23 protein-coding genes are annotated in these 24,244 nt (G+C 62.9%); 13 read left to right on the forward strand and 10 right to left on the reverse strand.

The window, feature by feature from the left end; all coding sequences use genetic code 11:
* Positions 1-15: 15 nt before the first annotated feature.
* Complete coding sequence (locus DJ563_RS19715; protein WP_033703209.1) at positions 16-1,335, reverse strand: OprD family porin; 1,320 nt, start codon at positions 1,333-1,335, stop codon at positions 16-18.
* 469 nt (positions 1,336-1,804) lie between these two features.
* Here DJ563_RS19715 and DJ563_RS19720 point away from each other — a divergent pair, with 469 nt between their 5' ends.
* Positions 1,805-3,892, forward strand: a complete 2,088-nt coding sequence (locus DJ563_RS19720; protein ID WP_434518215.1) for a TonB-dependent receptor — start codon at positions 1,805-1,807, stop codon at positions 3,890-3,892.
* Between the two features lie 50 nt (positions 3,893-3,942).
* On the opposite strand, the gene DJ563_RS19725 is transcribed toward DJ563_RS19720, so the two are convergent.
* Positions 3,943-4,140, reverse strand: a complete 198-nt coding sequence (locus tag DJ563_RS19725) for a hypothetical protein (RefSeq protein ID WP_434518216.1) — start codon at positions 4,138-4,140, stop codon at positions 3,943-3,945.
* A 184-nt stretch (positions 4,141-4,324) separates the two neighbouring features.
* Positions 4,325-5,431 carry an agmatine deiminase gene (gene aguA / locus DJ563_RS19730; RefSeq protein WP_434518217.1) on the reverse strand — a complete coding sequence of 369 codons (1,107 nt, stop codon included), beginning with the start codon at positions 5,429-5,431 and terminating at the stop codon, positions 4,325-4,327.
* Positions 5,432-5,740: 309 nt separating this feature from the next.
* Between aguA and rfbB the strand changes: the two genes are divergently transcribed.
* Genes rfbB through DJ563_RS19765 form a run of 7 tightly spaced genes read left to right on the forward strand, consistent with a single transcriptional unit; the run spans position 5,741 to position 12,805 of the window.
* The gene (rfbB, locus tag DJ563_RS19735) at positions 5,741-6,823 is read left to right on the forward strand and encodes a dTDP-glucose 4,6-dehydratase (RefSeq protein WP_434518218.1); all 1,083 of its coding nucleotides are present in this window, start codon (positions 5,741-5,743) and stop codon (positions 6,821-6,823) included.
* Positions 6,820-7,695 (forward strand): glucose-1-phosphate thymidylyltransferase RfbA, encoded by an 876-nt coding sequence (gene rfbA / locus DJ563_RS19740; RefSeq protein ID WP_033703213.1) that lies wholly within the window; start codon positions 6,820-6,822, stop codon positions 7,693-7,695. Before rfbB ends, rfbA begins: the two co-directional genes overlap by 4 nt.
* Positions 7,692-8,237, forward strand: a complete 546-nt coding sequence (rfbC, locus tag DJ563_RS19745; RefSeq protein WP_033703214.1) for a dTDP-4-dehydrorhamnose 3,5-epimerase — start codon at positions 7,692-7,694, stop codon at positions 8,235-8,237. The genes rfbA and rfbC overlap by 4 nt, the downstream gene beginning before the upstream one ends.
* On the forward strand, positions 8,234-9,094 hold the full coding sequence (rfbD, locus tag DJ563_RS19750; RefSeq protein ID WP_274098710.1) for a dTDP-4-dehydrorhamnose reductase: 861 nt from the start codon (positions 8,234-8,236) through the stop codon (positions 9,092-9,094). Before rfbC ends, rfbD begins: the two co-directional genes overlap by 4 nt.
* A gap of 38 nt (positions 9,095-9,132) precedes the next feature.
* On the forward strand, positions 9,133-10,947 hold the full coding sequence (locus DJ563_RS19755) for a sensor histidine kinase (RefSeq protein WP_274098711.1): 1,815 nt from the start codon (positions 9,133-9,135) through the stop codon (positions 10,945-10,947).
* Positions 10,944-12,353 carry a sigma-54-dependent transcriptional regulator gene (locus DJ563_RS19760; protein ID WP_274098712.1) on the forward strand — a complete coding sequence of 470 codons (1,410 nt, stop codon included), beginning with the start codon at positions 10,944-10,946 and terminating at the stop codon, positions 12,351-12,353. The genes DJ563_RS19755 and DJ563_RS19760 overlap by 4 nt, the downstream gene beginning before the upstream one ends.
* Positions 12,350-12,805 (forward strand): YiiD C-terminal domain-containing protein, encoded by a 456-nt coding sequence (locus DJ563_RS19765; RefSeq protein ID WP_434518219.1) that lies wholly within the window; start codon positions 12,350-12,352, stop codon positions 12,803-12,805. Before DJ563_RS19760 ends, DJ563_RS19765 begins: the two co-directional genes overlap by 4 nt.
* A 15-nt stretch (positions 12,806-12,820) precedes the next feature.
* Here the strand turns inward: DJ563_RS19765 and cysQ are convergent, their stop codons facing one another.
* Positions 12,821-13,657 (reverse strand): 3'(2'),5'-bisphosphate nucleotidase CysQ, encoded by an 837-nt coding sequence (gene cysQ / locus DJ563_RS19770; RefSeq protein ID WP_434518220.1) that lies wholly within the window; start codon positions 13,655-13,657, stop codon positions 12,821-12,823.
* Positions 13,654-14,220: an ADP compounds hydrolase NudE gene (nudE, locus tag DJ563_RS19775; RefSeq protein WP_033703221.1), complete on the reverse strand. Its 567-nt coding sequence runs from the start codon at positions 14,218-14,220 to the stop codon at positions 13,654-13,656. The genes cysQ and nudE overlap by 4 nt, the downstream gene beginning before the upstream one ends.
* Positions 14,221-14,284: 64 nt before the next feature.
* On the opposite strand from nudE, the gene yrfG reads away from it, so the two are divergent.
* Positions 14,285-14,947, forward strand: coding sequence for a GMP/IMP nucleotidase (yrfG, locus tag DJ563_RS19780; RefSeq protein WP_434518221.1), 663 nt, complete (start codon positions 14,285-14,287; stop codon positions 14,945-14,947).
* A 107-nt stretch (positions 14,948-15,054) separates the two neighbouring features.
* On the opposite strand, the gene lysM is transcribed toward yrfG, so the two are convergent.
* Entirely contained in the window at positions 15,055-15,495 is a 441-nt protein-coding gene (gene lysM, locus DJ563_RS19785) for a peptidoglycan-binding protein LysM (protein ID WP_274098716.1), read from the reverse strand.
* Positions 15,496-15,670: 175 nt separating this feature from the next.
* On the opposite strand from lysM, the gene fdhD reads away from it, so the two are divergent.
* From fdhD to DJ563_RS19800, 3 genes are all read left to right on the forward strand, one after another.
* A complete protein-coding gene (fdhD, locus tag DJ563_RS19790) occupies positions 15,671-16,501 on the forward strand; it encodes a formate dehydrogenase accessory sulfurtransferase FdhD (RefSeq protein WP_274098717.1) in 831 nt (276 codons plus the stop codon).
* Positions 16,502-16,506: 5 nt separating this feature from the next.
* On the forward strand, positions 16,507-18,852 hold the full coding sequence (locus tag DJ563_RS19795) for an FdhF/YdeP family oxidoreductase (RefSeq protein WP_434518222.1): 2,346 nt from the start codon (positions 16,507-16,509) through the stop codon (positions 18,850-18,852).
* Between the two features lie 216 nt (positions 18,853-19,068).
* Positions 19,069-19,548 carry a glycine zipper domain-containing protein gene (locus DJ563_RS19800; protein WP_033703227.1) on the forward strand — a complete coding sequence of 160 codons (480 nt, stop codon included), beginning with the start codon at positions 19,069-19,071 and terminating at the stop codon, positions 19,546-19,548.
* A 55-nt stretch (positions 19,549-19,603) separates the two neighbouring features.
* Here DJ563_RS19800 and DJ563_RS19805 read toward each other — a convergent pair whose 3' ends face one another.
* From DJ563_RS19805 to hslO, 3 genes are all read right to left on the reverse strand, one after another.
* Positions 19,604-20,044 carry an acyl-CoA thioesterase gene (locus DJ563_RS19805; RefSeq protein ID WP_033703228.1) on the reverse strand — a complete coding sequence of 147 codons (441 nt, stop codon included), beginning with the start codon at positions 20,042-20,044 and terminating at the stop codon, positions 19,604-19,606.
* 178 nt (positions 20,045-20,222) lie between these two features.
* The gene (locus DJ563_RS19810) at positions 20,223-21,764 is read right to left on the reverse strand and encodes a phosphoenolpyruvate carboxykinase (protein WP_033703229.1); all 1,542 of its coding nucleotides are present in this window, start codon (positions 21,762-21,764) and stop codon (positions 20,223-20,225) included.
* 179 nt (positions 21,765-21,943) lie between these two features.
* On the reverse strand, positions 21,944-22,843 hold the full coding sequence (gene hslO, locus DJ563_RS19815) for an Hsp33 family molecular chaperone HslO (RefSeq protein ID WP_033703231.1): 900 nt from the start codon (positions 22,841-22,843) through the stop codon (positions 21,944-21,946).
* Between the two features lie 119 nt (positions 22,844-22,962).
* On the opposite strand from hslO, the gene DJ563_RS19820 reads away from it, so the two are divergent.
* The gene (locus tag DJ563_RS19820) at positions 22,963-23,757 is read left to right on the forward strand and encodes a phosphatase PAP2 family protein (protein WP_274098719.1); all 795 of its coding nucleotides are present in this window, start codon (positions 22,963-22,965) and stop codon (positions 23,755-23,757) included.
* 26 nt (positions 23,758-23,783) lie between these two features.
* Here DJ563_RS19820 and DJ563_RS19825 read toward each other — a convergent pair whose 3' ends face one another.
* Complete coding sequence (locus DJ563_RS19825) at positions 23,784-24,185, reverse strand: RNA-binding S4 domain-containing protein (protein WP_047582909.1); 402 nt, start codon at positions 24,183-24,185, stop codon at positions 23,784-23,786.
* Positions 24,186-24,244 lie beyond the last annotated feature (59 nt).

Raw genomic sequence — 24,244 nt, forward strand, 5'->3', positions numbered from 1 at the left:
CCCAGCGGGATCAGATCAGAAGATGCTGATCGGGTACTCGACGAATACGCGGACTTCGTTGCCGTCGTCGTTGTAGCCGTTCTGCTGTACCGCATTGTTGGTACGCACGAACGAGCTACGCAGCTTGATCGACAGGTCCTTGGCCGGGCCGTCCTGAACCACGTAGCGGATCTGGTTGAAGATCTCGCGCTCTTTACCTTCACCGAAACCTTGCGGGTTGGCGACGTTGCGGGTGTTGATGTTGTCACCCACCACGTAGGCCAGCTTGTAGGTCAGGCCCGGAACGCCATAGGCGCCGAAGTCCAGGCCGTAGCCCAGCTGCCAGGAGCGCTCGTCTTCGGCGTTGAAGTCGGACCAGTACGAGTTGGCCAGGTAGATGGTCGAACCACCGTCACCCACGCCACCGGCGTTCTGGTAGAAGCCGTAGTTGTAGCCGGTGCTGCCGGTGCTGCGCTGATGCGCGAGGGTGAACGAGTGGGCACCGTACGCGTAAGTGGCAGCCAGGCTCCAGATGGTGTTGGAGTCGCCGTTCAGGCCAGCGGCCTGTACGTACTGCTTGTCGATGTCCGACTTGTAGCCGTTGAAGTCCAGGGTCAGCGACTGGTCGCTGGCGATCGGGAAGACGTAGTTCAAGCCCAGGTAGTGCTTCTTCATCACGTCTTCGTTGTCTGCGGTGTACAGCGAAGCGGTGAAGTTGTCGGTGAACTTGTAGCTACCGCCGAAGACGTTGATCGACTTCAGGCCACCACCGTCACGACGCTCGGCGCTCTTGCGCGCTTCCTGGGTGAAACGACCGGCGTTCAGCTCCAGGCCCTCGATCTCTTTCGAGGTGAGCAAGGTGCCGGTGAAGCTTTCTGGCAGCAGACGCGCATCGTCGTACTGCAGCACAGGCAGTGCCGGCATCTGGTCACCGTACTTCAGCACGGTGTTGGAGATGCGGAATTTCACGGCAGCGCCGCCACGGGCCAGGTTATGCGGCGAGCTGGCGTTGCCCTCGGCATTGGTGGTTTCGTGCGGTTTGAAGAAGTCGACGCCGCCACCACCGTTGTGGCCCTTGCCGCCGTCCAGACGCACGGCATACAGGCCGAATGCGTCGACGCCGACACCGACGGTGCCCTGGGTGAAACCGGAGGAGAAGTTGGCGATGACGCCTTGGCCCCATTCGATCTGGTCATCGGTACCGTGCTTCTTGTCACGGTTGATGTAGGCGTTGCGCAGCAGCACATTGGCGTGGCTGTCTTCGATGAAGCCCTTGCTGTCGGCCTGCTCATTGGCCTGTGCCTGGGTCGCGGCGATCATCGCCAAGGCGACCAGGCTGATCCTGGTTTTCAACATGTTATTTTCCTTATTTCTTAATCAAAAACGCTCTGCAATATGACGCCAGGAACCAACGCCCCTTCGTAGGTTCGACGCTATGCGGATCCAAACTGGAAGGCTTGCCGGCAATCGCACGGTGGCCTTTAACAGCAGCATGGCCATGTCATGGCCAGCAGGCGTTGGCCGAATCCTAGCGGTGTGCGATTACAAATGTCAAAAAATCGTGAAATGTAGGTTGATATAACCAAAATAACTGGCAGGTCTGGTGCATTTCCATGCCTGTTCGCGCTATCGGTGGGCAATTTTTCTCTTGTCAGGTAAGTCACCTGACGTCGTGGGAACAATCTTGGCCGGGCGATTATACAAAGTGCATAGTTACAAAGTGATACATATGTAAAGACAACCCTTTACAAATACTCGAGCAACAGCAAATAGCAAGCATTACCATTCGCACCTTATTTTCACCTGCCTCGGTCCGGATGTGTCCATGCTTGTACCTTGTCGCCTTTCCCCCCTGTCGCTGGGCCTGTCGGTGCTGTTCAGCGCCAGCCTCGCCAACGCCACCACCACTACCCTGCCGGAACTGTCGGTCACCGCCGAAAGCGAGCGCGAAAAGGACAACCCGCGGGTCAAGGAGGTGAGTACCGCGACGCGCACCTCGACGCCGGTGCGCTATGTACCCCAGGCCATCGACACGGTGAAAACCGCCAACGTGCTGGACTACGGCAGCAACACCTTGGGCAAGGCACTCGAGGGTATCCCCAACGTCAGCAGCGGCGCCGACACCCGCTTCGACAGCGTGCGCATCCGCGGCTTCGACGCCAGCAACGACTTCTATCTGGACGGTGTTCGCGATGACAGCCAGTACATCCGCGACCTCAACAACATCGAGCGTGTCGAAGTGCTCAAAGGGCCGGCCGCAGTGTTGTATGGCCGTGGCAGCCAGGGTGGCATCGTCAACCGCGTCAGCAAGGCGCCCGAGCACGGCCGCCGTTCGAGCATCGAGGCACAAGGCGGCAGCCAAGACCTGCGCAGCCTGTACGCCGACCTGAGTGCCGACCCCAGCGACACCATCAGCCTGCGCCTGAACCTGGGCAACGAGGACAGCAACAGCTTCCGCGATGGCATCGATGGCAGCCGCCAACTGTTCGCGCCCTCGATGAGCTGGCAGCTGACGCCGGACCTGAACTGGCTGGTGCAATACGAATACAGCCGCTACAACCGCACGCCCGACCGCGGCATCCCTGGCGTCAACGGCCGCCCGGCAGACGTAAGCCGCAGCACCACCTATGGCGATACCCAGCGCGACTACATCGACGATCGCGCCCAGTCGCTGCGCTCGCGGTTGAACTACCAGCTCAACGAAACCTGGCAACTGCGCCACACCCTTGGCCTGTTCAAGCTCGACAGCGAGTTCGACAACACCTATGCCACGGGCTACAACGCCAGCAACAACACCGTCACCCGCCAGCGCTGGCAGCAAGACCTGAACACCCGCAACCTGTTCAACAACCTGGAAGCCGAGGGCGACTTCAACACCCTGGGGCTGGAGCACAAACTGCTGGTGGGCCTGGAGTTCGGCAGCCAACGGCGTGACCCGACCCTGTACACCGCCCCGACGGGTACGGTGCCGAGCCTGGACGTGAGCAACCCCAACCGCAACCTGCAGCACAATGGGCCGCTGCTGGTGTCGAGCAACAACCACACCGTGGTCGAAAGCCGTGGCCTGTACCTTCAGGACCAGGTCCGCCTGAACGATCAGTGGCAGATCCTCGCGGGCGTGCGCTTCGACCAGTTCGAGGTGGAAACCACCAACAAGATCAAGGGTATTTCCGAGCCACAGGACAGCAACACCACCAGCCCACGCCTGGGTGTGGTCTATACGCCGTGGCGTGATCACTCGTTCTATGCGTCGTGGAGCAAGACCTTCTCGCCCGTGGGCGGTGGCCTGATCGGCATCACCCCGGGCGCGCCGGGCAACACCAACGACACCGGGCCAGAGATGACCCGGCAGAAGGAAATCGGGGTCAAGAGCGACTGGCTCGACCAGCGCCTGACCACCACCCTCGCAGTGTATGAACTTGAGCTGTACAACCGCCGCACGCGTGACGCCAACAACCCGGAAATCATTGTGCTCACCGGCTTGCAACGCTCACGCGGCATCGAGCTGACCGCTACCGGCAACATCGTCGGCAACTGGTACGTGCGCGGGGGCATCGGCCTGCAGGATGCAACCATCGTCAAGGACAACAACAACCAGGAAGGCAACCGCATCAACGACGTGGCCAAGCGCAACGCCAGCCTGTTCGTGACCTGGAAGCCGGAGCTGGGCTGGTACGCCGAGACGGGGTTGACGCTGGTGGGTGACCGTTATGCCGACAACCAGAACACCACGGTGATGCCGGGGTATGGCCGCTGGGATGCGCTCGCCGGCTACCGCACGCACGATTGGGATGTGCGCGCGGCGTTGAACAACATTGCCGACAAGACCTACTACAGCTCAGCGACCAGCGCCGCGCAGATTCAACCGGGTGACCCGCGCAGCCTGGTGGAGACAAGCACTTACCGCTTCTGATGTTACTGCCTGCACCGGTGTCAGGGCCGGTGCAGGCTAGCCCGATACGGTCAGTGCCACACCGCCATCAGCGCTTGCATCTCCGCTTCACTGATCAGCCCTTGGGGGTATCGCCCGGCAAGCAGACGTCGTGGGTCGGTCGTCCTGACCGGTTTGCTTCCATAGTGCTTCAACCACTGCGCCAGAACCCTGAGCGATTGATGATTCACTGCCGATGGGCACAAAGCCGACTCACTTGCTGCGTTCATTTCCACACGTACTCCCTTGCCCGTGAGCGGCTAATCTACGTAGGTATTGTTACAGATCCACGAGCCCGACCAGGCCGAGCTATCTCTTTGAAAAACAATACAAAACATATGCCATTCGCGGCGCCGGACGTCGCCTGGAAATAAAAGGCCCGTCAGATGACGGGCCTCTTCGTTCAGCGTGGTTTCAACGCTTGACCGGCGCGGGTTGCTGCTGGGTCAGGCAATGGATATTGCCCCCGCCCAGCAGCAGTTCACGGCCAGGGATCATCACCACTTCATGGTCCGGGAAGATCTTGGCCAGGATGGCCCTGGCCTGGGCATCTGCAGGGTCATCGAAGCTTGGCGCGATAATGCCGCCGTTGACAATCAGGAAGTTCACATACGAGCCGGCCAGGCGTACCGACGGGTCGCGCTCCTGGCTGCCGGCCACCTGGTCGACACCGTCACATTCTTCGGCGGTGGCATACAGCGGGCCCGGAATCGGCATCTTGTGCACCACGAACTCACGGCCTTTGGCATCGCGGGTGTTTTTCAGCACCTCCAGCGCGGCGTGGCAGCGTGCGTAGTTGGGGTCGTTGGAATCATCGGTCCAGGCCAGTAACACTTCACCTGGGCGCACGTAACAGCAGAAGTTGTCGACATGGCCGTCGGTTTCGTCGTTGTACAGGCCGTCCGGCAGCCAGACCACGGTGTCGACCGCCAGGTGCTCGCGTAGCACCGCCTCGATCTGTTCGCGGCCCAGGTGCGGGTTGCGGTTGCGGTTGAGCAGGCATTCCTCGGTAGTGATCACGGTGCCTTCGCCGTCCACGTGGATCGAGCCACCTTCCAGCACGAAGCCCTCGGTCTGGTAGCGCTGGCAGCGCTCCATTTCCAGTACCTTGGCGGCCAGTTCCTCGTCACGGTTCCAGGGCGCGTAGAGGCCGCCCTCGAAACCGCCCCAGGCATTGAAGCCCCAGTCCACACCGCGCACTTCGCCGTGGTCGTTGATGACGAAGGTTGGGCCGGTATCGCGCACCCAGGCATCGTCATTGCTGATTTCCACCACGCGGATGTTCGGCAGGTCGAGTTGGCGACGGGCGTTTTCGTACTGGCCAGCGGAAACCCCCACGGTCACCGGCTCGAAGCGGGCGATGGCCTTGGCCAGCGTCACATGCGCAGCCTGCGCCGGTTTGCCACCCAGGCGCCAGTTGTCCGAACGCTCCGGCCAGACCATCCAGACCTGGGTCTGCGGCGCCCATTCAGCGGGCATGTGGAAGCCGTCGGCACGGGGGGTGGAGTTGAGGGTTTTCATGGTTAACCTCTGCGTAGGCCCTGAGCCGATGTGCACTGGGGCGTTGGTAGTGTGTGTGTGTGTGTGTAGGAGCGGCCTTGCGTCGCGACGGGGCGCAAAGCGCCCCCGGCTATCGCAAATTTATAACCGATATATATCGGCATTAAAAGCAATAAAACCTGATGAATGAAACCATTATACAGATTATGCCGATATCAATCGAAATAACCCTAAGCCTTCCCGCCAAACCCATGATATTTGTCTGCCACCACCCTAGCCGACGAGCTAGGCTGCATGCCATAGAACTTGGTTTTCCAGAGGCCACTTGAGATGCGCATACTCGTCACAGGCGGCGCCGGCTTCATTGGCTCGGCGCTGGTCCGCCACCTGATCGACAACACCGAACACGAAGTGCTCAACCTCGACAAGCTGACCTACGCCGGCAACCTCGAATCGCTGCAGAGCATCGCCAACAACACCCGATACGAATTCGTCCAGGCCGATATCGCCGACTCGGCAACCGTCAGCGCCGTGCTCGAACGCTTTCAGCCTGGGGCGATCATGCACCTGGCAGCCGAGTCCCATGTGGACCGGTCGATCGACGGCCCGGCCGCGTTCATCCAGACCAACATCGTCGGCACTTACGCCCTGCTCGAAGCCACCCGCGCCTGGTGGAGCCAGCTGCCGGCCGAGCAGCGCCGTGCGTTCCGTTTTCACCATATCTCCACCGACGAAGTCTATGGCGACCTGCATGGCGCCAACGACCTGTTCCACGAGACCACGCCGTATGCGCCCAGCTCACCCTATTCGGCGAGCAAGGCCGCCTCGGACCACCTGGTGCGCGCCTGGCACCGCACCTACGGGCTGCCGGTGCTGATCACTAACTGCTCGAACAACTACGGCCCTTACCATTTCCCCGAAAAGCTGATCCCGCTGATGATCCTCAATGCCTTGGCCAGCAAGCCACTGCCGGTGTATGGCAATGGCCAGCAAGTGCGTGACTGGCTGTTCGTCGAAGACCACGCGCGGGCGTTGCTTGAAGTAGTGAGCCACGGACAGGTCGGCGAAACGTACAATATCGGTGGCCACAACGAGCAGAAGAACCTCGACGTGGTGCACGCCATCTGCGCCCTGCTCGAAGAGCTGGCGCCGCAGCACCCGCAAGGCGTGGCCCGCTATGCAGACCTGATCAGCTACGTCCAGGACCGCCCCGGCCACGACCTGCGCTATGCCATCGATGCCAGCAAGATCGAACGGGAACTGGGCTGGGTACCGCAAGAAACCTTTGCCAGCGGGCTGCGCAAGACGGTGCAGTGGTACCTGGACAACCAGCAATGGTGCCGTCATGTCCAGGATGGCAGCTACCAGGGTGAACGCCTGGGCAATACCGACATCAAGGAGCTCATTGCATGACCAAGGGCATTGTCCTGGCCGGAGGATCCGGCACACGCCTGCACCCCATCACCCTTGGGGTTTCCAAGCAACTGCTGCCGATTTACGACAAACCGATGATCTACTACCCGATCTCGGTGCTGATGCTCGCCGATATCCGCGAAATCCTGCTGATCTCGACACCTCAGGACCTGCCCCAGTATCGCCAGCTGTTCGGCGACGGCAGCCAGTTCGGCATCCACATCAACTATGCCGAGCAGCCCTCACCCGATGGCCTGGCCCAGGCATTTCTGATCGGCGAGCAGTTCATCGGCGATGACTCGGTGTGCCTCATTCTTGGCGACAACATCTTCCACGGCCAGAGCTTCACCGAACAGTTGCAGCGCGCGGTCAACCACCCGAGCGGGGCCACCGTTTTCGGCTACTGGGTCAAGGACCCGGAACGCTTCGGCGTGGTCGAGTTCGACGAGCAAGGCAACGCCCTGTCCATCGAAGAAAAGCCCCTCAAGCCCAAGTCCAGCTATGCGGTGACGGGCCTGTACTTCTACGACAACGACGTGATCGAAATTGCCAAGGGCATCCGCCCCTCCGAGCGGGGCGAACTTGAAATCACCGATGTCACCAATGCCTACCTCAAGCGCGGTGACCTGCGCGTGGAGCGCTTTGGCCGCGGCTTTGCCTGGCTCGATACCGGGACTCACGAGAGCCTGCTGGATGCCTCGCAATATGTGCAGACCATCGAGAACCGCCAGGGGCTGAAGGTGGCCTGCCTGGAAGAAATCGCCTTCAACAAGGGCTGGATCACCCGTGACCAGTTGCTGGCCAAGGCTGAAAAACTCAAAAAGACCGGTTACGGTCAGTACCTGGGCAAACTGGCTAACGAGTCTGCATGAACATCATCCCCACCGAGATCCCTGATGTACTGATCATCGAACCGACGGTATACGGTGACAGCCGAGGCTTCTTCTTCGAAGCCTTCAACGCCCGTGAGTTTGCCAAGCAGACCGGCGTTGCCGTGGACTTCGTCCAGGACAACCACTCCCGCTCCCTCAAGGGCGTGTTGCGCGGCCTGCACTATCAGGTGGAAAACACCCAAGGCAAACTGGTGCGCGTAGTACAGGGCGAGATCCGCGATATTGCCGTGGATGTACGCAAGAGCTCGCCAACTTTCGGCCAGTGGGTTGCCGTGCACCTGTCGGCCGACAATCATCGCCAATTGTGGATTCCGCCTGGCTTTGCCCACGGTTTTGCGGTGGTCAGCGAAACCGCCGAGTTCCTCTACAAGACCACCGACTACTACAACCCAGGCGCCGACCGTTGCATCCGCTGGGACGACGCGCAGCTGGCCATCGACTGGCAACTCGAAGGGCCGCCGGTGCTGTCGGAAAAGGACAAGGTCGGCGTACCGCTGAGTGAGGCGCAACTGCTGCCATGAAGATTGTCGTATGTGGCCGTAACGGCCAGGTAGCCCAGGCGCTGAAGACGCAGCTGGTCGGCCTTGGCGAGCTTCACGTGCTCGGGCGCGAGCAACTGGACCTGGCCCAGCCCGAGGCCCTGCGTGGCCCGCTGCGCCAGCTGGCCCCCGACCTGATCATCAATGCGGGTGCCTACACGGCGGTCGACCAGGCCGAGCACGAGCCAGAGCGCGCCTTTGCGATCAATGCCCACGGCCCTGGTGTGCTTGCCGAAGAAGCGGCACGGCTTGGCGCGCCGCTTATCCACTACTCCACCGACTACGTCTTCGACGGCAACAAGGCTACGCCCTACACCGAACAAGACGCCCCCAACCCCCTGGGGGTCTACGGCCAAAGCAAACTTGCAGGCGAGCAGGCGATTGCCGCAGTGGCCGGCCAGCACCTGATCCTGCGCACCAGCTGGGTCTATTCGCTGTACGGGCGCAACTTTCTGCTGACCCTGCAGCGCCTGCTGCAAGAGAAGCCTCAACTGCGCATTGTCGACGACCAGATCGGCGCACCGACCTGGGCCGCTAGCATTGCCGCCAGCACCCGTGTATTGGTCGAACGTTGGCAGGCCGGCCAGGCGGGCGCCTGGGGCACCTACCACCTCACCGCGCAAGGCGAGACGTCCTGGTTCGGCTTCGCCCAGGCCATCGCCGAGCAACTCAAGGCCCAAGGCCTGCCCTGCGCCGAACTGCTGCCAATCCCGTCCAGTGACTACCCCACGCCGGCCCGCAGGCCGCTCAACTCACGCCTGGACTGCTCACGCCTGGCCCACGAATGGCACATCCGCCTGCCGCACTGGCAGCAGGCGCTGATCGACTGCCTCAAGTAGCGCATAATTGCGTCAGACTTTTCTGGCGCACTTACGTGATGATTGCAAAACCCACGCCCCCACGCCGTCCCCGCTGGCGCAGCCTGGCCCTGCTGGCCCTGTGCCTGGCCCCGCTGCTGTGGCCGCTGCATCACCTGGCCGAGCGCTACTACCAGGAAGAACTGGCCTCACAGAACCGCCAGACCCTCGACCTGTACGTCGCCAACCTGCTCGGCACCCTGCACCGCTACGAAACCCTGCCGCAGATCCTCGGCGACCTGCCGGCCCTGCGCGGCGTGCTGGCCGACCCGTTCCGCCTGGAAGCGGTGACCAACGCCAACCGCCTGCTAAAGAACATCGTCCAGCAGACCGGTGCCGAGGTCATGTACCTGATGGACGTCAGCGGCAACACCCTGGCCGCCTCCAACTGGGACAAGCACGACAGTTTCGTCGGCCGCAACTTCGCCTTCCGCCCTTACTTCAACGAGGCCATGGCCGGCCACCTGGGGCGTTTCTTCGGCCAGGGCACCACCTCGGCCAAGCGTGGCTACTTCTTCGCCGCAGCGGTGCGGGACCGCGAGCGCATCGTTGGCGTGCTGGTGGTCAAGGTCGACCTGGACCACACCGAAACCCTCTGGGGCCGCACCCCAGAGCAACTGTTGCTGACCGACCATAACGGCGTGGTGATCCTGACCTCACGGCCCGACTGGCGCTTCCGTGCCACCCGCGCGCTGACCGAGGCCGAGCGCCAGGCGATCATCGCCATCCAGCCGTACCCGACCCAGGCCCCGCAACCGCTGCAGCTCAGCCAGGATGCGTGGATCACCCAGACCCGCGACATCAAGGAAACTGGCTGGCAAGTCAGCATCCTCGCGCCACGCATGCTGGTCGACCGCTCGGTGCAGACAGTGATGGCCATCGGCGCCGGCACGCTGCTGGTGATGATGCTGCTGGCCGGCCTGGTGATGCAGCGGCGGCGCCACTACATCGACCGCATCGACTTCGAGGCCCGTGGCCGCCAAGAGCTGGAGAAGCGCGTGGCCGAACGTACCGCCGACCTCGAAGGCCTCAATACCCGCCTCAAAAGTGCCGTGCTGGAACGTGAAAATGCCCAGCAGGAAGCCGTGCGGGCCCAGGACGAACTGGTCCAGGCCGGCAAGCTGTCGGTGCTGGGCACCATGTCGGCGAGCATCAGCCACGAACTCAACCAGCCGCTGGCAGCCATTCGCAGTTACGCCGAGAACGCCGAGATCCTGCTTGACCATCAACGCACCGACGACGCCCGCGGCAACCTCAAGCTGATCGGTGAACTGACCGGGCGCATGGCCTCGATCATCGCCCACCTGCGCGCCTTCGCCCGCCGCGACCGCCACGCCCCGGAGAGCGTGGCCCTGCAGCCGGCACTGGACGATGCCCTGGCCTTGCTGGCCAAGCGCCGCCGCGCGATGGCTGTAGAGCTGATCCGCGACCTGCCAGAGGCCACGTTGTGGGTACAGGCCGGCGAAACCCGCCTGCGCCAGGTACTGGGCAACTTGCTGGCCAACGCCCTCGACGCCCTGACCGAAAAGGCCAACCCGCGCCGTCTGTGGCTGAGTGCCGAACAGCGCGATGGCTACGTCTACCTGTACATCCGCGACAACGGCCCTGGCTTCAGCCGCCAGGCGCTGGAGCATGCCAAGGAGCCGTTCTTCACCACCAAGACCCGCACCCAGGGCCTGGGCCTGGGGCTGGCCATCTGCGAAAGCCTGATGCGCGCGCTGGGCGGTGAACTGCTGCTGGCCAACCACCCTGAAGGCGGCGCCTTGCTTACCCTGCAACTGCGCGTGGCCGCACCCGGCGCTACCCTGCCCAATTCGGAGGACCCCTCGGCATGACCCCCGAGACACTGATCGACAGCCAAGCCCAGGTCATTCTGGTCGACGACGACCCCCACCTGCGCCAGGCACTGAGCCAGACCTTGGACCTTGCCGGGCTCAAGGTGGTGGCGCTGGCCGATGCCCAAGGCCTGGCCGAGCGTATCGAAGCCGACTGGCCTGGTGTGGTGGTCAGCGACATCCGCATGCCTGGCATCGATGGCCTGCAACTGCTGGAGCAACTGCACGGGCGCGACAGCGAGCTGCCGGTGCTGCTGATTACCGGCCACGGCGATGTGCCGTTGGCGGTACAGGCGATGCGCGCCGGTGCCTATGACTTCCTTGAAAAACCGTTTGCCAGCGACGCCCTGCTCGACAGCGTGCGCCGCGCCCTGGCCCTGCGCCGCCTGGTGCTGGACAACCGCAGCCTGCGCCTGGCCTTGAGCGACCGCCAGCAACTGGCCACGCGCCTGGTGGGCCAGTCGCCGTCGATGCTGCGCCTGCGCGAACAGATCGGCGCCTTGGCCGGTACCCGCGCCGATGTGCTGATACTGGGTGAGACCGGTGCCGGCAAAGAGGTGGTGGCCCGCGCCCTGCACGACCTGTCCAGCCGCCGCGACGGGCCATTCGTGGCGATCAACGCCGGGGCACTGGCCGAGTCGGTGGTCGAGAGCGAGTTGTTCGGCCACGAGCCTGGCGCCTTCACCGGCGCGCAGAAGCGGCGCATCGGCAAATTCGAATTCGCCAATGGCGGCACGCTGTTCCTCGATGAAATCGAAAGCATGAGCCTGGATGTACAGGTCAAACTGCTGCGCATGTTGCAGGAGCGGGTGGTCGAGCGCCTGGGCGGCAACCAGCTGATCCCGCTGGATATCCGCATCATTGCTGCCACCAAGGAAGACCTGCGCCAGTCCGCCGACCAGGGGCGCTTCCGCGCCGACCTGTATTACCGCCTGAACGTGGCGCCGCTGCGCATACCCCCGCTGCGTGAGCGCGGTGACGACATCCTGGTGTTGTTCCAGCACTTTGCCGATGCCGCCAGCCAGCGCCACGGCTTGACGCCGCACACCCTGCAGCCTGCCCAGCGCGCCATGCTGCTGCGCCACGCCTGGCCTGGCAATGTGCGGGAGCTGCAGAACGCTGCCGAACGCTTTGCCCTGGGCCTTGAGCTTGCCCTCGACGGCCAGGCACCGGCTGCGGCAACGCCAGCGCCGGTGGTAGTGGCCGGCAACCTCAGCGAACAGGTCGAGCAGTTCGAGCGCTCGCTGATTGCCGCCGAGCTTGGCCAACCACACAGCTCCATGCGCAGCCTGGCCGAGGCACTGGGCATTCCACGCAAGACCTTGCATGACAAGCTGCGCAAGCACAGCCTCAGTTTTGACGGCGGCAGCGGCGGGCACGACGACCAGGAGGACAACCGTCCATGAGCACCGACAGCCAGTACCTGCAGGGCATACTGCACAGCGACATCCCCCTCACGCGGGAAATGGGCCTGGAGGTCATCGACTGGCAGCAGTACACCCTGCGCCTGCAACTGCCGCTGGCGGCCAACGTCAACCACAAGAGCACCATGTTCGGCGGCAGCTTGTACTGCGCTGCGGTACTGGTGGGCTGGGGGTGGCTGCACCTGCGCTTGCGCGAGTTGGGCATCGATGACGGGCACATCGTCATCCAGGAGGGGCAGATCAGCTACCCGTTGCCGGTCACAGGTGCGGCGGTGGCACGCTGTGCGGCGCCGGATGAAAAGAGCTGGGCGCGCTTCGTGACCATGTACCAGCGCCGTGGACGGGCGCGGCTGACGCTGGAGACTACCGTCAGCAATGCCGGCAGCGACGAAGCGGCCGTACGGTTCAGCGGGCAGTACGTTCTGCACCGCTGATTGCTTGCAAATACCCTAGTTGTTGCCGGAGCGGCGCGACAGGTCGATCAAGGCCTGGCGCCAGCTGGCTGCGCTGGGCAAAGCCAGGAAAAACGGGTTTAGCAGTGACTCACGCGGCGGATAGCGGAACGGCTGGCCGTCCAGCTCGATGACCTCGCCACCGGCACCTTCGACCACACCCTGCGCCGCGGCAGTGTCCCACTGCGAAGTCGGCGCCAGGCGTGGGTAACAATCGGCGCTGCCTTCGGCCAGCAGGCAGAACTTCAGCGAGCTACCGATATTGGCCAGCTCCAGCGCCCCCACCGCAGCCCCCAGCCCGGCCAGCAGCGCTTCTTGCTCCGGGCTGGAATGACGACGGCTGGCGACCACGGTGAAACGGCCATCGGCAGGCGGTGCATTGCGTACCTGGATCGGCTCGGCCGCTTCACCCGCCTCGGCACGCCAGGCACCCAACTGGCGGCCGCCAAAGTAACAGCGCCCGTTGGTCGGCATCGACACCACGCCGAACACCACCTCAGCGTTTTCGATCAGCGCGATGTTGACCGTGAACTCTTCACTGCCTGCAATGAATTCCTTGGTGCCGTCCAGCGGGTCGACCAGCCACCAGCGGCTCCAGCCCTGGCGCTCGGCCAGCGAGATGTCGCAGTCCTCCTCGGACAGCACCGGGATGTGCGGCGCCAAGGCCAGCAAGCCATCGGCAATGACCCGGTGCGCCGCCAGGTCTGCTGCGGTGACCGGTGAATCGTCAGCCTTGTTGCTGACCGCCACATCGGCGCGCCAGAACGGCAGAATCGCCTGGCCCGCCACCTGGGCCAGCTTGACCACTTCGTGCATCAGCTGCAGGTCGTTCATAGCTCCAGCAACCCCCGCTGGCTCAGCAGGTCACGCGCCAGGTACAGCGCCGCCAGGGCGCGGCCCTCGGTGAACTGCGGGTGCATGGCCAGGGCTGACAGCTCGCGCAGGTTGACCTTGTCGACCCGCATCGGCTCCGGCTCATCGCCTTCAAGCTGCTCTTCATACAGGTCGGTCGCCAGCACCACCTGAATCTTCTGGCTCATGTAGCCAGGCGACAGCGACAGTTCGGTCAGGTGCTCCAGTTGCCGCGCCCCAAAACCGGCCTCTTCCTTGAGCTCCCGGTCTGCCGCCGCCAGCACGTCCTCGCCCGGTTCGATCAGGCCCTTGGGCAACGACAGCTCGTATTCGTCCGTGCCGCCGCAGTATTCCTCGACCAGCACAGCATGTTCGGCGTCGAGCATCGCCACGATCATCACCGCTCCGTAACCGTTGCCCCGGCCGACCAGGCGCTCGTAGGTGCGCTCGGCACCATTACTGAAGCGCAATTGCACAGCCTCGACGCGGAACAGGCGGCTGCTGGCGACGATTTCGCGGTTGAGGACGGTGGGTTTCTGGCGCATGGGGCAGCTCCTTGGCGTGAACGGGTTACTATACCGTGGCTAGCCGACTGAACGAGAGTTTCCCATGCCTGTTCTTCCCTGGTCTGCCATCGATACCGTCCTGCTGGACATGGACGGCACGCTGCTCGACCTGCACTACGACAACCGATTCTGGCTGGACCACCTGCCCCAGCGCTATGCCGAGCTGCATGGCGCCAGCCGGGCCATGGCAGAAATGGAACTGCAGCCGCTGTTCGAGCGCAATGCCGGCACGCTCAACTGGTACTGCCTGGACTTCTGGAGCCGTGAGCTGAAGCTGCCGATCCGTGAGCTCAAGCGCGAGATCGCCGACCTGATCGCCCTGCGCCCGGATGCCGACACCTTCCTGGCCGCCATCCGCCAGGCGGGCAAGCGCGTGGTGATGATCACCAATGCCCACCGCGATTCGTTGTCACTGAAGCTGGAACGGGTAGAACTGGCGCCCTACTTCGAGCGGCTGATCAGTTCGCATGATTATGGCTACCCCAAGGAAAGCCCACAGTTCTGGGATGCGTTGCAGGCGGATATCGGCTTCGACCCGGCGCGCAGCCTGTTTATCGACGACACCCTGGCCATTTTGCGCAGCGCACGGCAGTTTGGGGTCGGCCACTTGCTGGCAGTGAGGCAGCCGGACAGCCAGGCAGCGCCGCGCGATACCCAGGAGTTTGCCGCGGTAGAGGATTACCGGGATTTGTTGTCGGGGCTTTGAGGGCCTCTTCGCGGGGCAAGCCCGCTCCCACAGGTAAGTAAAACCCTTGAGCATTGCAGGGTACCTGTGGGAGCGGGCTTGCCCCGCGAAAGAGCCAGCACGATCTATCAGTCCGGAATGCGCAACACCTGCCCCGGATAGATCTTGTCCGGGTGCGACAGCATCGGTTTGTTGGCCTCGAAGATCTTGTTGTACTGGTTGGCATTGCCATAGACGACTACGGCAATGGCTGACAGCGTGTCACCCTTTTTCACGGTAACGAAGCGCGCAGCCTGAACGACCGGCCCTGTTACGGTGATCTGATCATCAACGCTGGCCACACCATTGATGTTGCCCGCCGCCAGAATGATCTTCTCTTTCTCCTCCTGGCTAGCCACCTCGCCCTTGAGGGTGATCTTGTCGCCCTCTACAGTGGCGGTGATGTTCGGATTACCCAGGCCGACGCTTTCCACGTGCTTTTTCAACTGCTCCTCGGCATTGGCATTACCGGGGGTCAGCAGGTCGATCAACTTCTCGCCGGCTTCCTTCACGAAACTGAACAGGCTCATTGCGTTCTCCTTGTTGATAAAACCTCGGAGCCAGGAGTCTAGGCCAGGATTACCCGACCTGCCCCTGCCGCGGCCAATCGACGCGGTCTATCAAGGCATAGACCCTAGCGATTAGACGAGACCGCCCCACAGGCCTAGGCTTGGGCTATCAAATCGCCGCCGGTAGCCAGCCCCGATGAACAGCAAACCTCCGGTCTGCGCGGCCTCATCGCCTTTGGCCTTGCCCGCCGCCAGCAACAACTACGAGTACGCCCAGCTCGGCGACGCCGAGCGCGCCAGTACGCCCCTGGCCGAAGAAGTGGCCTTGGCCATCGCCTACAACGGCCTCAACCAGGCGGTGATGCTGGTCAGCCCTACCGACCTTGAAGATTTTGCGGTCGGCTTCAGCGTCGGCGCCGGGCTTGTCGAAGGCACCCACGAGATCTATGACCTCAAGCTGTCCGGCAGCGGTTCGGCTCTGTACGCCGATCTGGAAATCTCCAGCCGGGCCTTCTGGAACCTGAAGAACCAGCGCCGCCAACTGGCCGGCACCAGCGGCTGCGGCCTGTGCGGGGTCGAAGCACTCGAGCAGGCACTGCCCGAGCTGGCCGAACTGCCCGGCGCGCCCTTGCCGCCTGCGCACTGGCTGGCAGGCCTGCGTGGGCGTATCGACGCCTTCCAGCCGCTCGGCCAGCATTGCGGCGCGGTGCATGCGGCACTGTTCATGGACCGTAACGGCGAACTGCTACTCGGCCGCGAAGACATCGGCCGGCACAACGCCCTCGACAAACTGATCGGAGCCCTGCTGCGCCAAGGCATCGACAGCACCGGCGGCCTGGCCATCGTCACCAGCCGCTGCAGCCTGGAGCTGATCCAGAAGGTGCTGCGTGCCGGCATCCAGACCCTGGTCAGCCTCTCGGCACCCACCGGCCTGGCCCTGCAATGGGCGCGCAAGCACAACCTCAACCTCATCCATCTGCCCAAACACAGTGCACCGCGGGTCTACAGCCCAGCGGCGGAGTCGTAACAGCCGTGACCTCGTACCAGCCCCTCCCTGACAACGCCCCAGCCGCCCCCCCTCGCTACAAGCCCTACCACGGCCCCGCCGGAGGCTGGGGTGCGTTGCGCAGTGTGGCCAAGGCCTGGGTCGGCAGCGATAACGCGCTGAAGAACATCCGCGCGCTGCTCAAGACCAACCAGAACGGCGGCTTCGACTGCCCCGGCTGCGCCTGGGGCGATTCGCCGGAAAACGGCATGGTCAAGTTCTGCGAGAACGGCGCCAAGGCGGTCAACTGGGAAGCCACCAAGCGCCGCGTGGACGCCGCCTTCTTCGCCCGTTACAGCGTCAGCGCGCTGCGCGAGCAGAGCGATTACTGGCTGGAGTACCAGGGGCGCCTGACCGAACCGATGGTTTACGACGCACAACAGGACCGCTACCAGCCCATCAGTTGGGATGCCGCCTTTGCCCTGATCGCCCGCGAACTGAACAACCTGGCCACCCCTGACCAGGCCGAGTTCTACACCTCGGGCCGGGCCAGCAACGAAGCCGCCTACCTCTACCAGCTGTTCGTGCGGGCCTACGGCACCAACAACTTCCCCGATTGCTCGAACATGTGCCACGAAGCCAGCGGCGTGGCCCTGGGGCAAAGCGTCGGCGTCGGCAAGGGCACGGTCACCTACGACGACTTCGAGCATGCCGATGCAATCTTCGTCTGGGGCCAGAACCCGGGCACCAACCACCCACGCATGCTCGACCCGCTGCGGGATGCGGTGAAACGCGGCGCCCAGGTGGTGTGCGTCAACCCGCTGAAAGAGCGTGGCCTGGAGCGTTTCCAGCACCCGCAGAACCCGTTGGAGATGTTGACCAACAGCGACCGGCCGACAAACACCGCGTTCTTCCGCCCGGCCCTTGGTGGCGATATGGCGCTGCTGCGCGGCATGGCCAAGTTCGTCCTGCAGTGGGAACGTGAGGCCCAGGCCAGCGGCGAACCTGCTGTGTTCGACCACGCCTTCATCGCCGAGCATGGTCACGGCGTCGATGACTACCTGGCAGTGGTCGATGCCACGCCGTGGGCGCATATCCAGACGCAATCCGGCCTGACCCTGGCCGACATCGAGCTGGCCGCGCGCATGTATTGCCGTGGCAAGCGGGTGATCATGTGCTGGGCGATGGGTATCACCCAGCATCGCCATTCGGTGCCGACCATCCAGGAAATCGTCAACCTGCAGATGCTGCGCGGCAACATCGGCGCGCCAGGCGCCGGCCTGTGCCCGGTGCGTGGCCACAGCAACGTGCAGGGCGACCGCACCATGGGTATCAACGAGCGCCCGCCGCTGGCACTGCTCGACGCCCTCGAGAAGCGCTTCAACTTCCCCGTGCCGAGGCACAACGGCCACAACACTGTCGAAGCCATCCACGCCATGCTCGACGGCCGTGCCAAGGTGTTCATCGGCTTGGGCGGCAACTTCGCCCAGGCCACGCCAGACACCGCGCGTACCGCGCAGGCGCTGCGCAACTGCGAGCTGACCGTGCACATCAGCACCAAACTCAACCGCAGCCACCTGATCCACGGCAAACAGGCATTGATCCTGCCGTGCCTGGGCCGTACCGATATCGACCTGCAGGCCGACGGGCCACAGGCTGTGACCGTGGAAGACTCGTTCAGCATGGTCCATGCCTCCAACGGCCAATTGAAGCCGCTGACGACTCAGATGCGTTCGGAGCCTGCGGTGGTTGCCGGTATCGCTGCCGCCACCCTGGGCAAGCAGCCGGTCGACTGGCACTGGCTGGTCGCCGACTACGACCGCATCCGCGACCTGATCGGCGACACCATTGCCGGCTTCAGCGGCTTCAACCAGCGCCTGCGCGAGCCGGGTGGCTTCTATCTGGGCAACAGCGCCGCCAACCGCGAATGGCAGACCAGCACCGGGCGCGCCAATTTCAAGGCCAACTTGCTACCGGACACCTTGCTCGATGAACGCGTGCGGGCCAGCGGCCAATTGCCCGACCTGGTGATGCAGTCGATGCGTTCGCACGATCAGTACAACACCACCATCTATGGCCTGGATGACCGCTACCGAGGCGTGCGTGGCCAGCGCGAGGTGCTGTTCGTCAACGAGGCCGACATCATCCGCCTTGGCTTCCAGCCGGGGCAGAAGGTCGACATTGTCTCGTTGTGGGGGGATGAACATGTGCGCCGTGTGCACGGCTTCACCTTGCTGGCCTTCGATATCCCGGCCGGGCAGGCGGCGGCTTATTATCCAGAGGTGAACCCGCTGGTGCCGTTGGAGAGCATTGGCGATGGCAGCCATACGCCGACGTCCAAATTCATTGCCATCAAGCTGGAACGTGCACGGCACGACGGGCGTATTCTGTAACGCTCGAAAGGCTAACGGCAAAAACGAAAAAGCCCTGTTCCATAACGGTTCAGGGCTTTGTCATAAGTACCTCTGACAGCCAAAAAACAATAAAGTTTCACCTAGAAAACAGTAACTTAGAGAATTGTGTACAACTCGTGCTACTCGTCGGATTTCAATTGCCAGCCGCCCTCCAGAGCCTCAAATTCGCCTCGTCATCCTTATGAGGCTCTCTTGATGAAGAAGTACTCCTCGATTCTGTTGTTGTCTTTCAGCTTGCTCAGCGGCGTTGCCATGGCCGGTGGCAATACCGAGGCCGGCATTGGCGGCGCATTGGGTGGGGTACTCGGCTCCGTAGTGGGCAACTCCATCGGTGGTAGCACGGGCGGCGCTATTGGTGCCGGCCTGGGCGGCGCAGCCGGCGGTGCCCTGGGTGCCGACAAACGCCAGCGTGGCGAGGCTGCCATCGGTGGCGCGCTGGGCGCCGCAGGCGGCAACGTGGTTGGTCGCTCGGTGGGCGGCACCACCGGTAGCTACATTGGTGCGGCAGCCGGCGGCGGTGCCGGGGGCGCGCTGGGTAACTACATGGGCAACAAGGCCGACGACGACGAACGCCATGACGATCGCCGCTACCGACGTAGCTACGACGACCGTCGTCACTACGACCGTGGCAACCATTACGGCCACCGCAAGCACAAGCGCCACTGGCGCCACTGATGCCTGAGGGCTTGGCCCTGGCAGCAAAAGCCCCGCCCCGCCCGGCGGGGCTTTTTTATGCCTGCGGGGCGAGCTGAAGGCCGCTGAGAATGGCCTGCAGCGCCTCAGGCAGCGGCACAGGCCGGCCGCTTGAGCGCTCGATGAACACCTGCACCACCGTCCCCGCCGCACACGCATCCCTTTCGCCAGGGCGATACAGCGCCAACCGGTATTCCACGGTACTGCCGGCCAACCGCGTCACCCCCAGGCCCACCTCAAGCACATCCGGAAAACCCGGCAGCGCGAAAAAATCCGCAGCCGAACTGACCACGAACGCCGCCAGCGCACCTTCACGCAGGTCCAGCTCAGCTTGCTCGACGAGGAAGGCCTGGATGGCGGTTTCGAAAAAGCCATGCACGGTGGCACCGGCGATGTGGCCGTTCAGGTCGTTGTCCTGGGGGCGGGTGAGGATGGGATGGAAGTGGGCGAATGCACTGCGCTGTGGGGCTTCGGTCATCTGTCTGTCTCGCGAGGTCGCAATGGATGCTAACAGTGAAACAGAAAATCCAGACTGGAGGATGTCTTTACGTCCTTTTTGCGGGCAGCCCGCGAAAAGGCCATTAGTAATCGTGCAAAAGTATCAGGCACAAAAAAGCCGCCATCTCAGGCGGCTTTTCTTTACAGCTAACGACAGCTTACAGCTGTGGGCCAGCAGCCTTGATGGCGTCGGAAACTTCGAACTTCTTGAAGTTCTCGATGAACAGCTTGGCCAGGCCTTTGGCGGCCTCGTCGTAGGCAGCTTTGTCAGCCCAGTTGGTGCGCGGGTTGAGCAGCTCGGTATCAACGCCCGGAACGGTTTTTGGCACGTCCAGGTTGATGATGTCCAGGTGCTCGGTGTCGGCACCTACCAGCGCGCCGCTCTGAATCGCAGCGATCACCGCGCGGGTGGTCGGGATGCTGAAGCGCTTGCCAACGCCGTAGCCACCGCCGGTCCAGCCGGTGTTGACCAGGTAGACCTTGGAGTTGAAGCCGTTGATGCGCTTGATCAGCAGCTCAGCGTACTCGCCAGCCGGGCGCGGGAAGAACGGCGCGCCGAAGCAGGTGGAGAAGGTCGACTTGATGCCGCCGCCCGAACCCATTTCGGTGGAACCGACCAGCGCGGTGTAACCGGACAGGAAGTGGTAGGCAGCCTGTTCGTTGTTCAGGATCGAAACCGGAGGCAGAACGCCGGTCAGGTCGCAGGTCAGGAAGATGACCGCGTTAGGCTCGCCGCCCAGGTTCGCTTCGGAACGCTTGGCAACGTGCTCCAGCGGGTAGGCCGCACGGCTGTTCTGGGTCAGGCTGACGTCGGTGTAGTCGGCGTGCTTGTTGGCGTCGAGCACGACGTTTTCCAGCACTGCGCCATGCTTGATGGCTTTCCAGATGACCGGCTCGTTCTTCTCGGACAAGTCGATGCACTTGGCGTAGCAACCGCCTTCCATGTTGAAGACAACGCCTTCGCCCCAACCGTGCTCGTCGTCACCGATCAGGTAACGGCTTTCGTCGGCCGACAGGGTGGTCTTGCCAGTGCCGGACAGGCCGAAGAACAGGGTCACATCGCCTTCTTCGCCGATGTTGGCAGCGCAGTGCATTGGCAGCACGTCGGCAGCCGGCAGCAGGAAGTTCTGCACCGAGAACATGGCTTTCTTCATTTCACCGGCGTAACGCATACCAGCGATCAGCACCTTCTTCTGGGCGAAGTTGATGATCACGCAGCCGTCGGAGTTGGTGCCGTCACGCTCAGGCTCGCAAACGAAGTTGGCGACGTTGAGGATCTGCCACTGGTCACGACCAGCCGGGTTGAACTGCTCAGGGTTGATGAACAGGCAACGGCCGAACAGGTTCTGCCAAGCAGTCTGGGTGGTCATCTTCACCGGCAGGTAGTGCTCGGCGGCCGCACCTACGTGAACGTAGGAAACGAAGTGATCCTGGGCGTTGTTGAACGCCTCGACGCGGTCCCACAGGGCATCGAACTTGTCGGCCGGGAACTTGCGGTTGATCGGGCCCCAGGAGATGGCAGCCTGGGTGGAAGGTTCTTCGACGATGAAACGGTCAGCCGGCGAACGGCCAGTGCGGTGACCGGTCTCGACCACCAGTGCGCCAGTATCGGCCAGCACGCCCTCACCGCGTTGCAGCGCTTCTTCTACCAGCTTATCGACGCTCAGGTCGGTGTACACGGTGTTGTTGGCTTGCGTCATGAGATACCCCATCCGGCCCGAGGCCGAGTGCTCCAAACGTTTTGTAGTTGTCTGTAAAAAACTACTACAGCGAAAAAAGTGGCCGGATTATGCCAGAAAAGCCCAAAAAAAGTAGGCCCCTCCTGTCGTTACTGCGCTTTTGCGCAATTCGACAGCAGAATTCCCTATAGTTAATCGTTTCAGTGCCGAGTTTCTGACGCCGTGTCTGTCCCGCCACCGGCAAACAGTTGCGCGACATCGCTTGCATCGAAGAAATAGCGCTCATTGCAGAACTGGCAATCGATTTCCACCTTGCCACCGCACTCTTCGACCAACTGCTCGGCGTCGTGCTGGCCGAGGCTTACCAGCGCATTGCCGGAGCGCTCGCGCGAGCAACTGCAGTGGAAGCGCAGCGGCTCGATATCGAACAGGCGCACGGCGTCTTCATGGTAGAGGCGGTGCAGCAGGGTTTCGTTGTCCAGCACCCACTCTTCGGCTTTGAGCGTGCTGGCGAGGGCCGTTACATGCTGCCAGCTCTCGGCGCGCTCTTCTTCGTCGCGCTGGCGGTCTACCGGCAACTGCTGCAACAGCAGGCCGCGCGCCTTGCCGTCCTTGGCATCGAGCCAGAAACGGGTATTGAGCTGCTGCGACTGAACGAAGTAGTTGGTGAAGCATTCAGACAGGTTGGCGCCGTCCAGGTCGACGGTACCTTGGTAACGCTGGCCTTTGACCGGGTCGATGGTCAGGGTCAGGTGGCCGTCGGGCATCAGCTGGGCCAAGGTCGCCTCTGCGCCGATCTGGTCCGCCTCGTAACGGGCGACGCCGCGAATCTCGCGATCACCGGAGCATTCCACCATCAGCAGCGGGATCGGCCCCTGGGAACGTGCCTGCAGGATCAGCAGGCCATCGAACTTCAGCGCGCCCACCAGCAATGCGGTGGCAGCCATCAGCTCACCGAGCAGCGCGGCCACAGGTTGGGGGTACGGGTGACGCGCCAGCACTTCGGCATAGCTGCGGTCGAGCCCCACCCACTCACCGCGGATATCGCGGTCGTCGAAGATGAAGCGTTGGGTGAAATCGGTATCCGGCAATTCGCTCATAGGTTCTGGCTATCTGAAAATGATGACAAAATGGTTACACGGGATTTCGAAACACTTGCGAAGCCCGTGACAGAGCACTCACAAGGCGCTCCGATTCCTGTTGGCAATAGAGGTATCTTATGGACAATCGACCACTGTTCCAAGCAAGGTGGTCCTTGGGACCCTTGGCAGCCTGCACGCTGCTGCCCATCGCTCTACTGTGTTTCTGGTTATGGCCTATTGGCCAGATCCTGTGCCTGACTTTCGACGAATGGCTGTTTCACAGCCTCAATGCGCCGCTGGCCGACAACACCGCCTGGCGCTACATCTGGACCCTTGGCAGCCTGCGCCCGTTCGACATCGTGGTCGGGTTGATCCTGCTGGCAGTGCTGATCCGTGGCAACTGGGTGTTCAAAGCCTGCCAGGTGCGTGAGGCCTTTTTCGGCTTTTTGGTCACCCTGGTCCTATTAGTGGTGATTCGCGCGCTGTTTTCCAAGTGGGTCGATGCCGCTGGATGGCAACACAAGAGCCCGTCGATGATTTTCGATGACGTCGTGCACCTCAGTGACTACTACCCGAACCTGGAGGCAGCCTGGGAACTCAAGGACCGCTCCAGCAAGAGCTTCCCGGGTGATCACGCCTCGGTGTTGCTGATCTGGGCGTTGTTCATGAGCCTGTTCAGCCGGCGCCTGGTGCACTACCTGGTGGTCTGGGGGCTGGCGGTGGTGTTCATGCTGCCGCGTTTGGTGGCAGGCGCCCATTGGGGCCAGGATGACTACATCGGCGGGTTGCTGATGGCGATACTGGCGTTGGGGTGGAGCTGCCATACACCGTTGGCGGCCAAGGGCAGTGCGGCATTGATGCGCTGGACGGCGCCGCTGTTCCGGTTGGCAGCCAAGATGCCGTTGGTCGGGCGGTTGGCTGTGGTTCGCTGAGCCTGGGGGCTGCTTTGCGGCCCCGATCACTCGAAGCTGCCGTGCAGCTGATGAATCTGCCGCCGCTGTTTCTTGTTCGGCCGGCCGTCGGTGGTCACACCCATCGCGCCGGCCTTGCGCAGCTCGGCAGCCTGTTCACGGCGCCGCACGCTCTCTTCGGTTTCGGCATACAGCGCCTGGGCCTCTGGCGCCCCACGGCGTACCACCGATAGCGCCTTGACCACGACCGTACGCTCGTCGAACCCGGTGCGCAGGACGAACTCATCGCCTACCCTCGGCTCCTTGCCTGGCTTGCAGCGCTCGCCCCGGCAATGCACCTTGCCACTCTCGATCGCCGCCTTGGCCAGCGCTCGGGTCTTGTAGAACCGCGCCGCCCACAGCCATTTGTCCAGGCGAACCTTGTCGTCTTCTTCCGCCTTGTGTGCCATCCCGTTACCTCGAATTCAGTCTTTCATCGAACTGTACTACCGTATCTTGCGGATGCAAA

The organism is Pseudomonas sp. NFX1 (assembly GCF_051123555.1).
Classification (GTDB): domain Bacteria; phylum Pseudomonadota; class Gammaproteobacteria; order Pseudomonadales; family Pseudomonadaceae; genus Aquipseudomonas; species Aquipseudomonas capeferrum.

Bases quoted from the DNA above. Each gene is read 5' to 3' on its own strand.
- DJ563_RS19715 (WP_033703209.1), bottom strand. From the start codon at position 1,335: ATGTTGAAAACCAGGATCAGCCTGGTCGCCTTGGCGATGATCGCCGCG.
- DJ563_RS19720 (WP_434518215.1), top strand. From the start codon at position 1,805: ATGCTTGTACCTTGTCGCCTTTCCCCCCTGTCGCTGGGCCTGTCGGTG.
- DJ563_RS19725 (WP_434518216.1), bottom strand. From the start codon at position 4,140: ATGAACGCAGCAAGTGAGTCGGCTTTGTGCCCATCGGCAGTGAATCAT.
- aguA (WP_434518217.1), bottom strand. From the start codon at position 5,431: ATGAAAACCCTCAACTCCACCCCCCGTGCCGACGGCTTCCACATGCCC.
- rfbB (WP_434518218.1), top strand. From the start codon at position 5,741: ATGCGCATACTCGTCACAGGCGGCGCCGGCTTCATTGGCTCGGCGCTG.
- rfbA (WP_033703213.1), top strand. From the start codon at position 6,820: ATGACCAAGGGCATTGTCCTGGCCGGAGGATCCGGCACACGCCTGCAC.
- rfbC (WP_033703214.1), top strand. From the start codon at position 7,692: ATGAACATCATCCCCACCGAGATCCCTGATGTACTGATCATCGAACCG.
- rfbD (WP_274098710.1), top strand. From the start codon at position 8,234: ATGAAGATTGTCGTATGTGGCCGTAACGGCCAGGTAGCCCAGGCGCTG.
- DJ563_RS19755 (WP_274098711.1), top strand. From the start codon at position 9,133: ATGATTGCAAAACCCACGCCCCCACGCCGTCCCCGCTGGCGCAGCCTG.
- DJ563_RS19760 (WP_274098712.1), top strand. From the start codon at position 10,944: ATGACCCCCGAGACACTGATCGACAGCCAAGCCCAGGTCATTCTGGTC.
- DJ563_RS19765 (WP_434518219.1), top strand. From the start codon at position 12,350: ATGAGCACCGACAGCCAGTACCTGCAGGGCATACTGCACAGCGACATC.
- cysQ (WP_434518220.1), bottom strand. From the start codon at position 13,657: ATGAACGACCTGCAGCTGATGCACGAAGTGGTCAAGCTGGCCCAGGTG.
- nudE (WP_033703221.1), bottom strand. From the start codon at position 14,220: ATGCGCCAGAAACCCACCGTCCTCAACCGCGAAATCGTCGCCAGCAGC.
- yrfG (WP_434518221.1), top strand. From the start codon at position 14,285: ATGCCTGTTCTTCCCTGGTCTGCCATCGATACCGTCCTGCTGGACATG.
- lysM (WP_274098716.1), bottom strand. From the start codon at position 15,495: ATGAGCCTGTTCAGTTTCGTGAAGGAAGCCGGCGAGAAGTTGATCGAC.
- fdhD (WP_274098717.1), top strand. From the start codon at position 15,671: ATGAACAGCAAACCTCCGGTCTGCGCGGCCTCATCGCCTTTGGCCTTG.
- DJ563_RS19800 (WP_033703227.1), top strand. From the start codon at position 19,069: ATGAAGAAGTACTCCTCGATTCTGTTGTTGTCTTTCAGCTTGCTCAGC.
- DJ563_RS19805 (WP_033703228.1), bottom strand. From the start codon at position 20,044: ATGACCGAAGCCCCACAGCGCAGTGCATTCGCCCACTTCCATCCCATC.
- DJ563_RS19810 (WP_033703229.1), bottom strand. From the start codon at position 21,764: ATGACGCAAGCCAACAACACCGTGTACACCGACCTGAGCGTCGATAAG.
- hslO (WP_033703231.1), bottom strand. From the start codon at position 22,843: ATGAGCGAATTGCCGGATACCGATTTCACCCAACGCTTCATCTTCGAC.
- DJ563_RS19820 (WP_274098719.1), top strand. From the start codon at position 22,963: ATGGACAATCGACCACTGTTCCAAGCAAGGTGGTCCTTGGGACCCTTG.
- DJ563_RS19825 (WP_047582909.1), bottom strand. From the start codon at position 24,185: ATGGCACACAAGGCGGAAGAAGACGACAAGGTTCGCCTGGACAAATGG.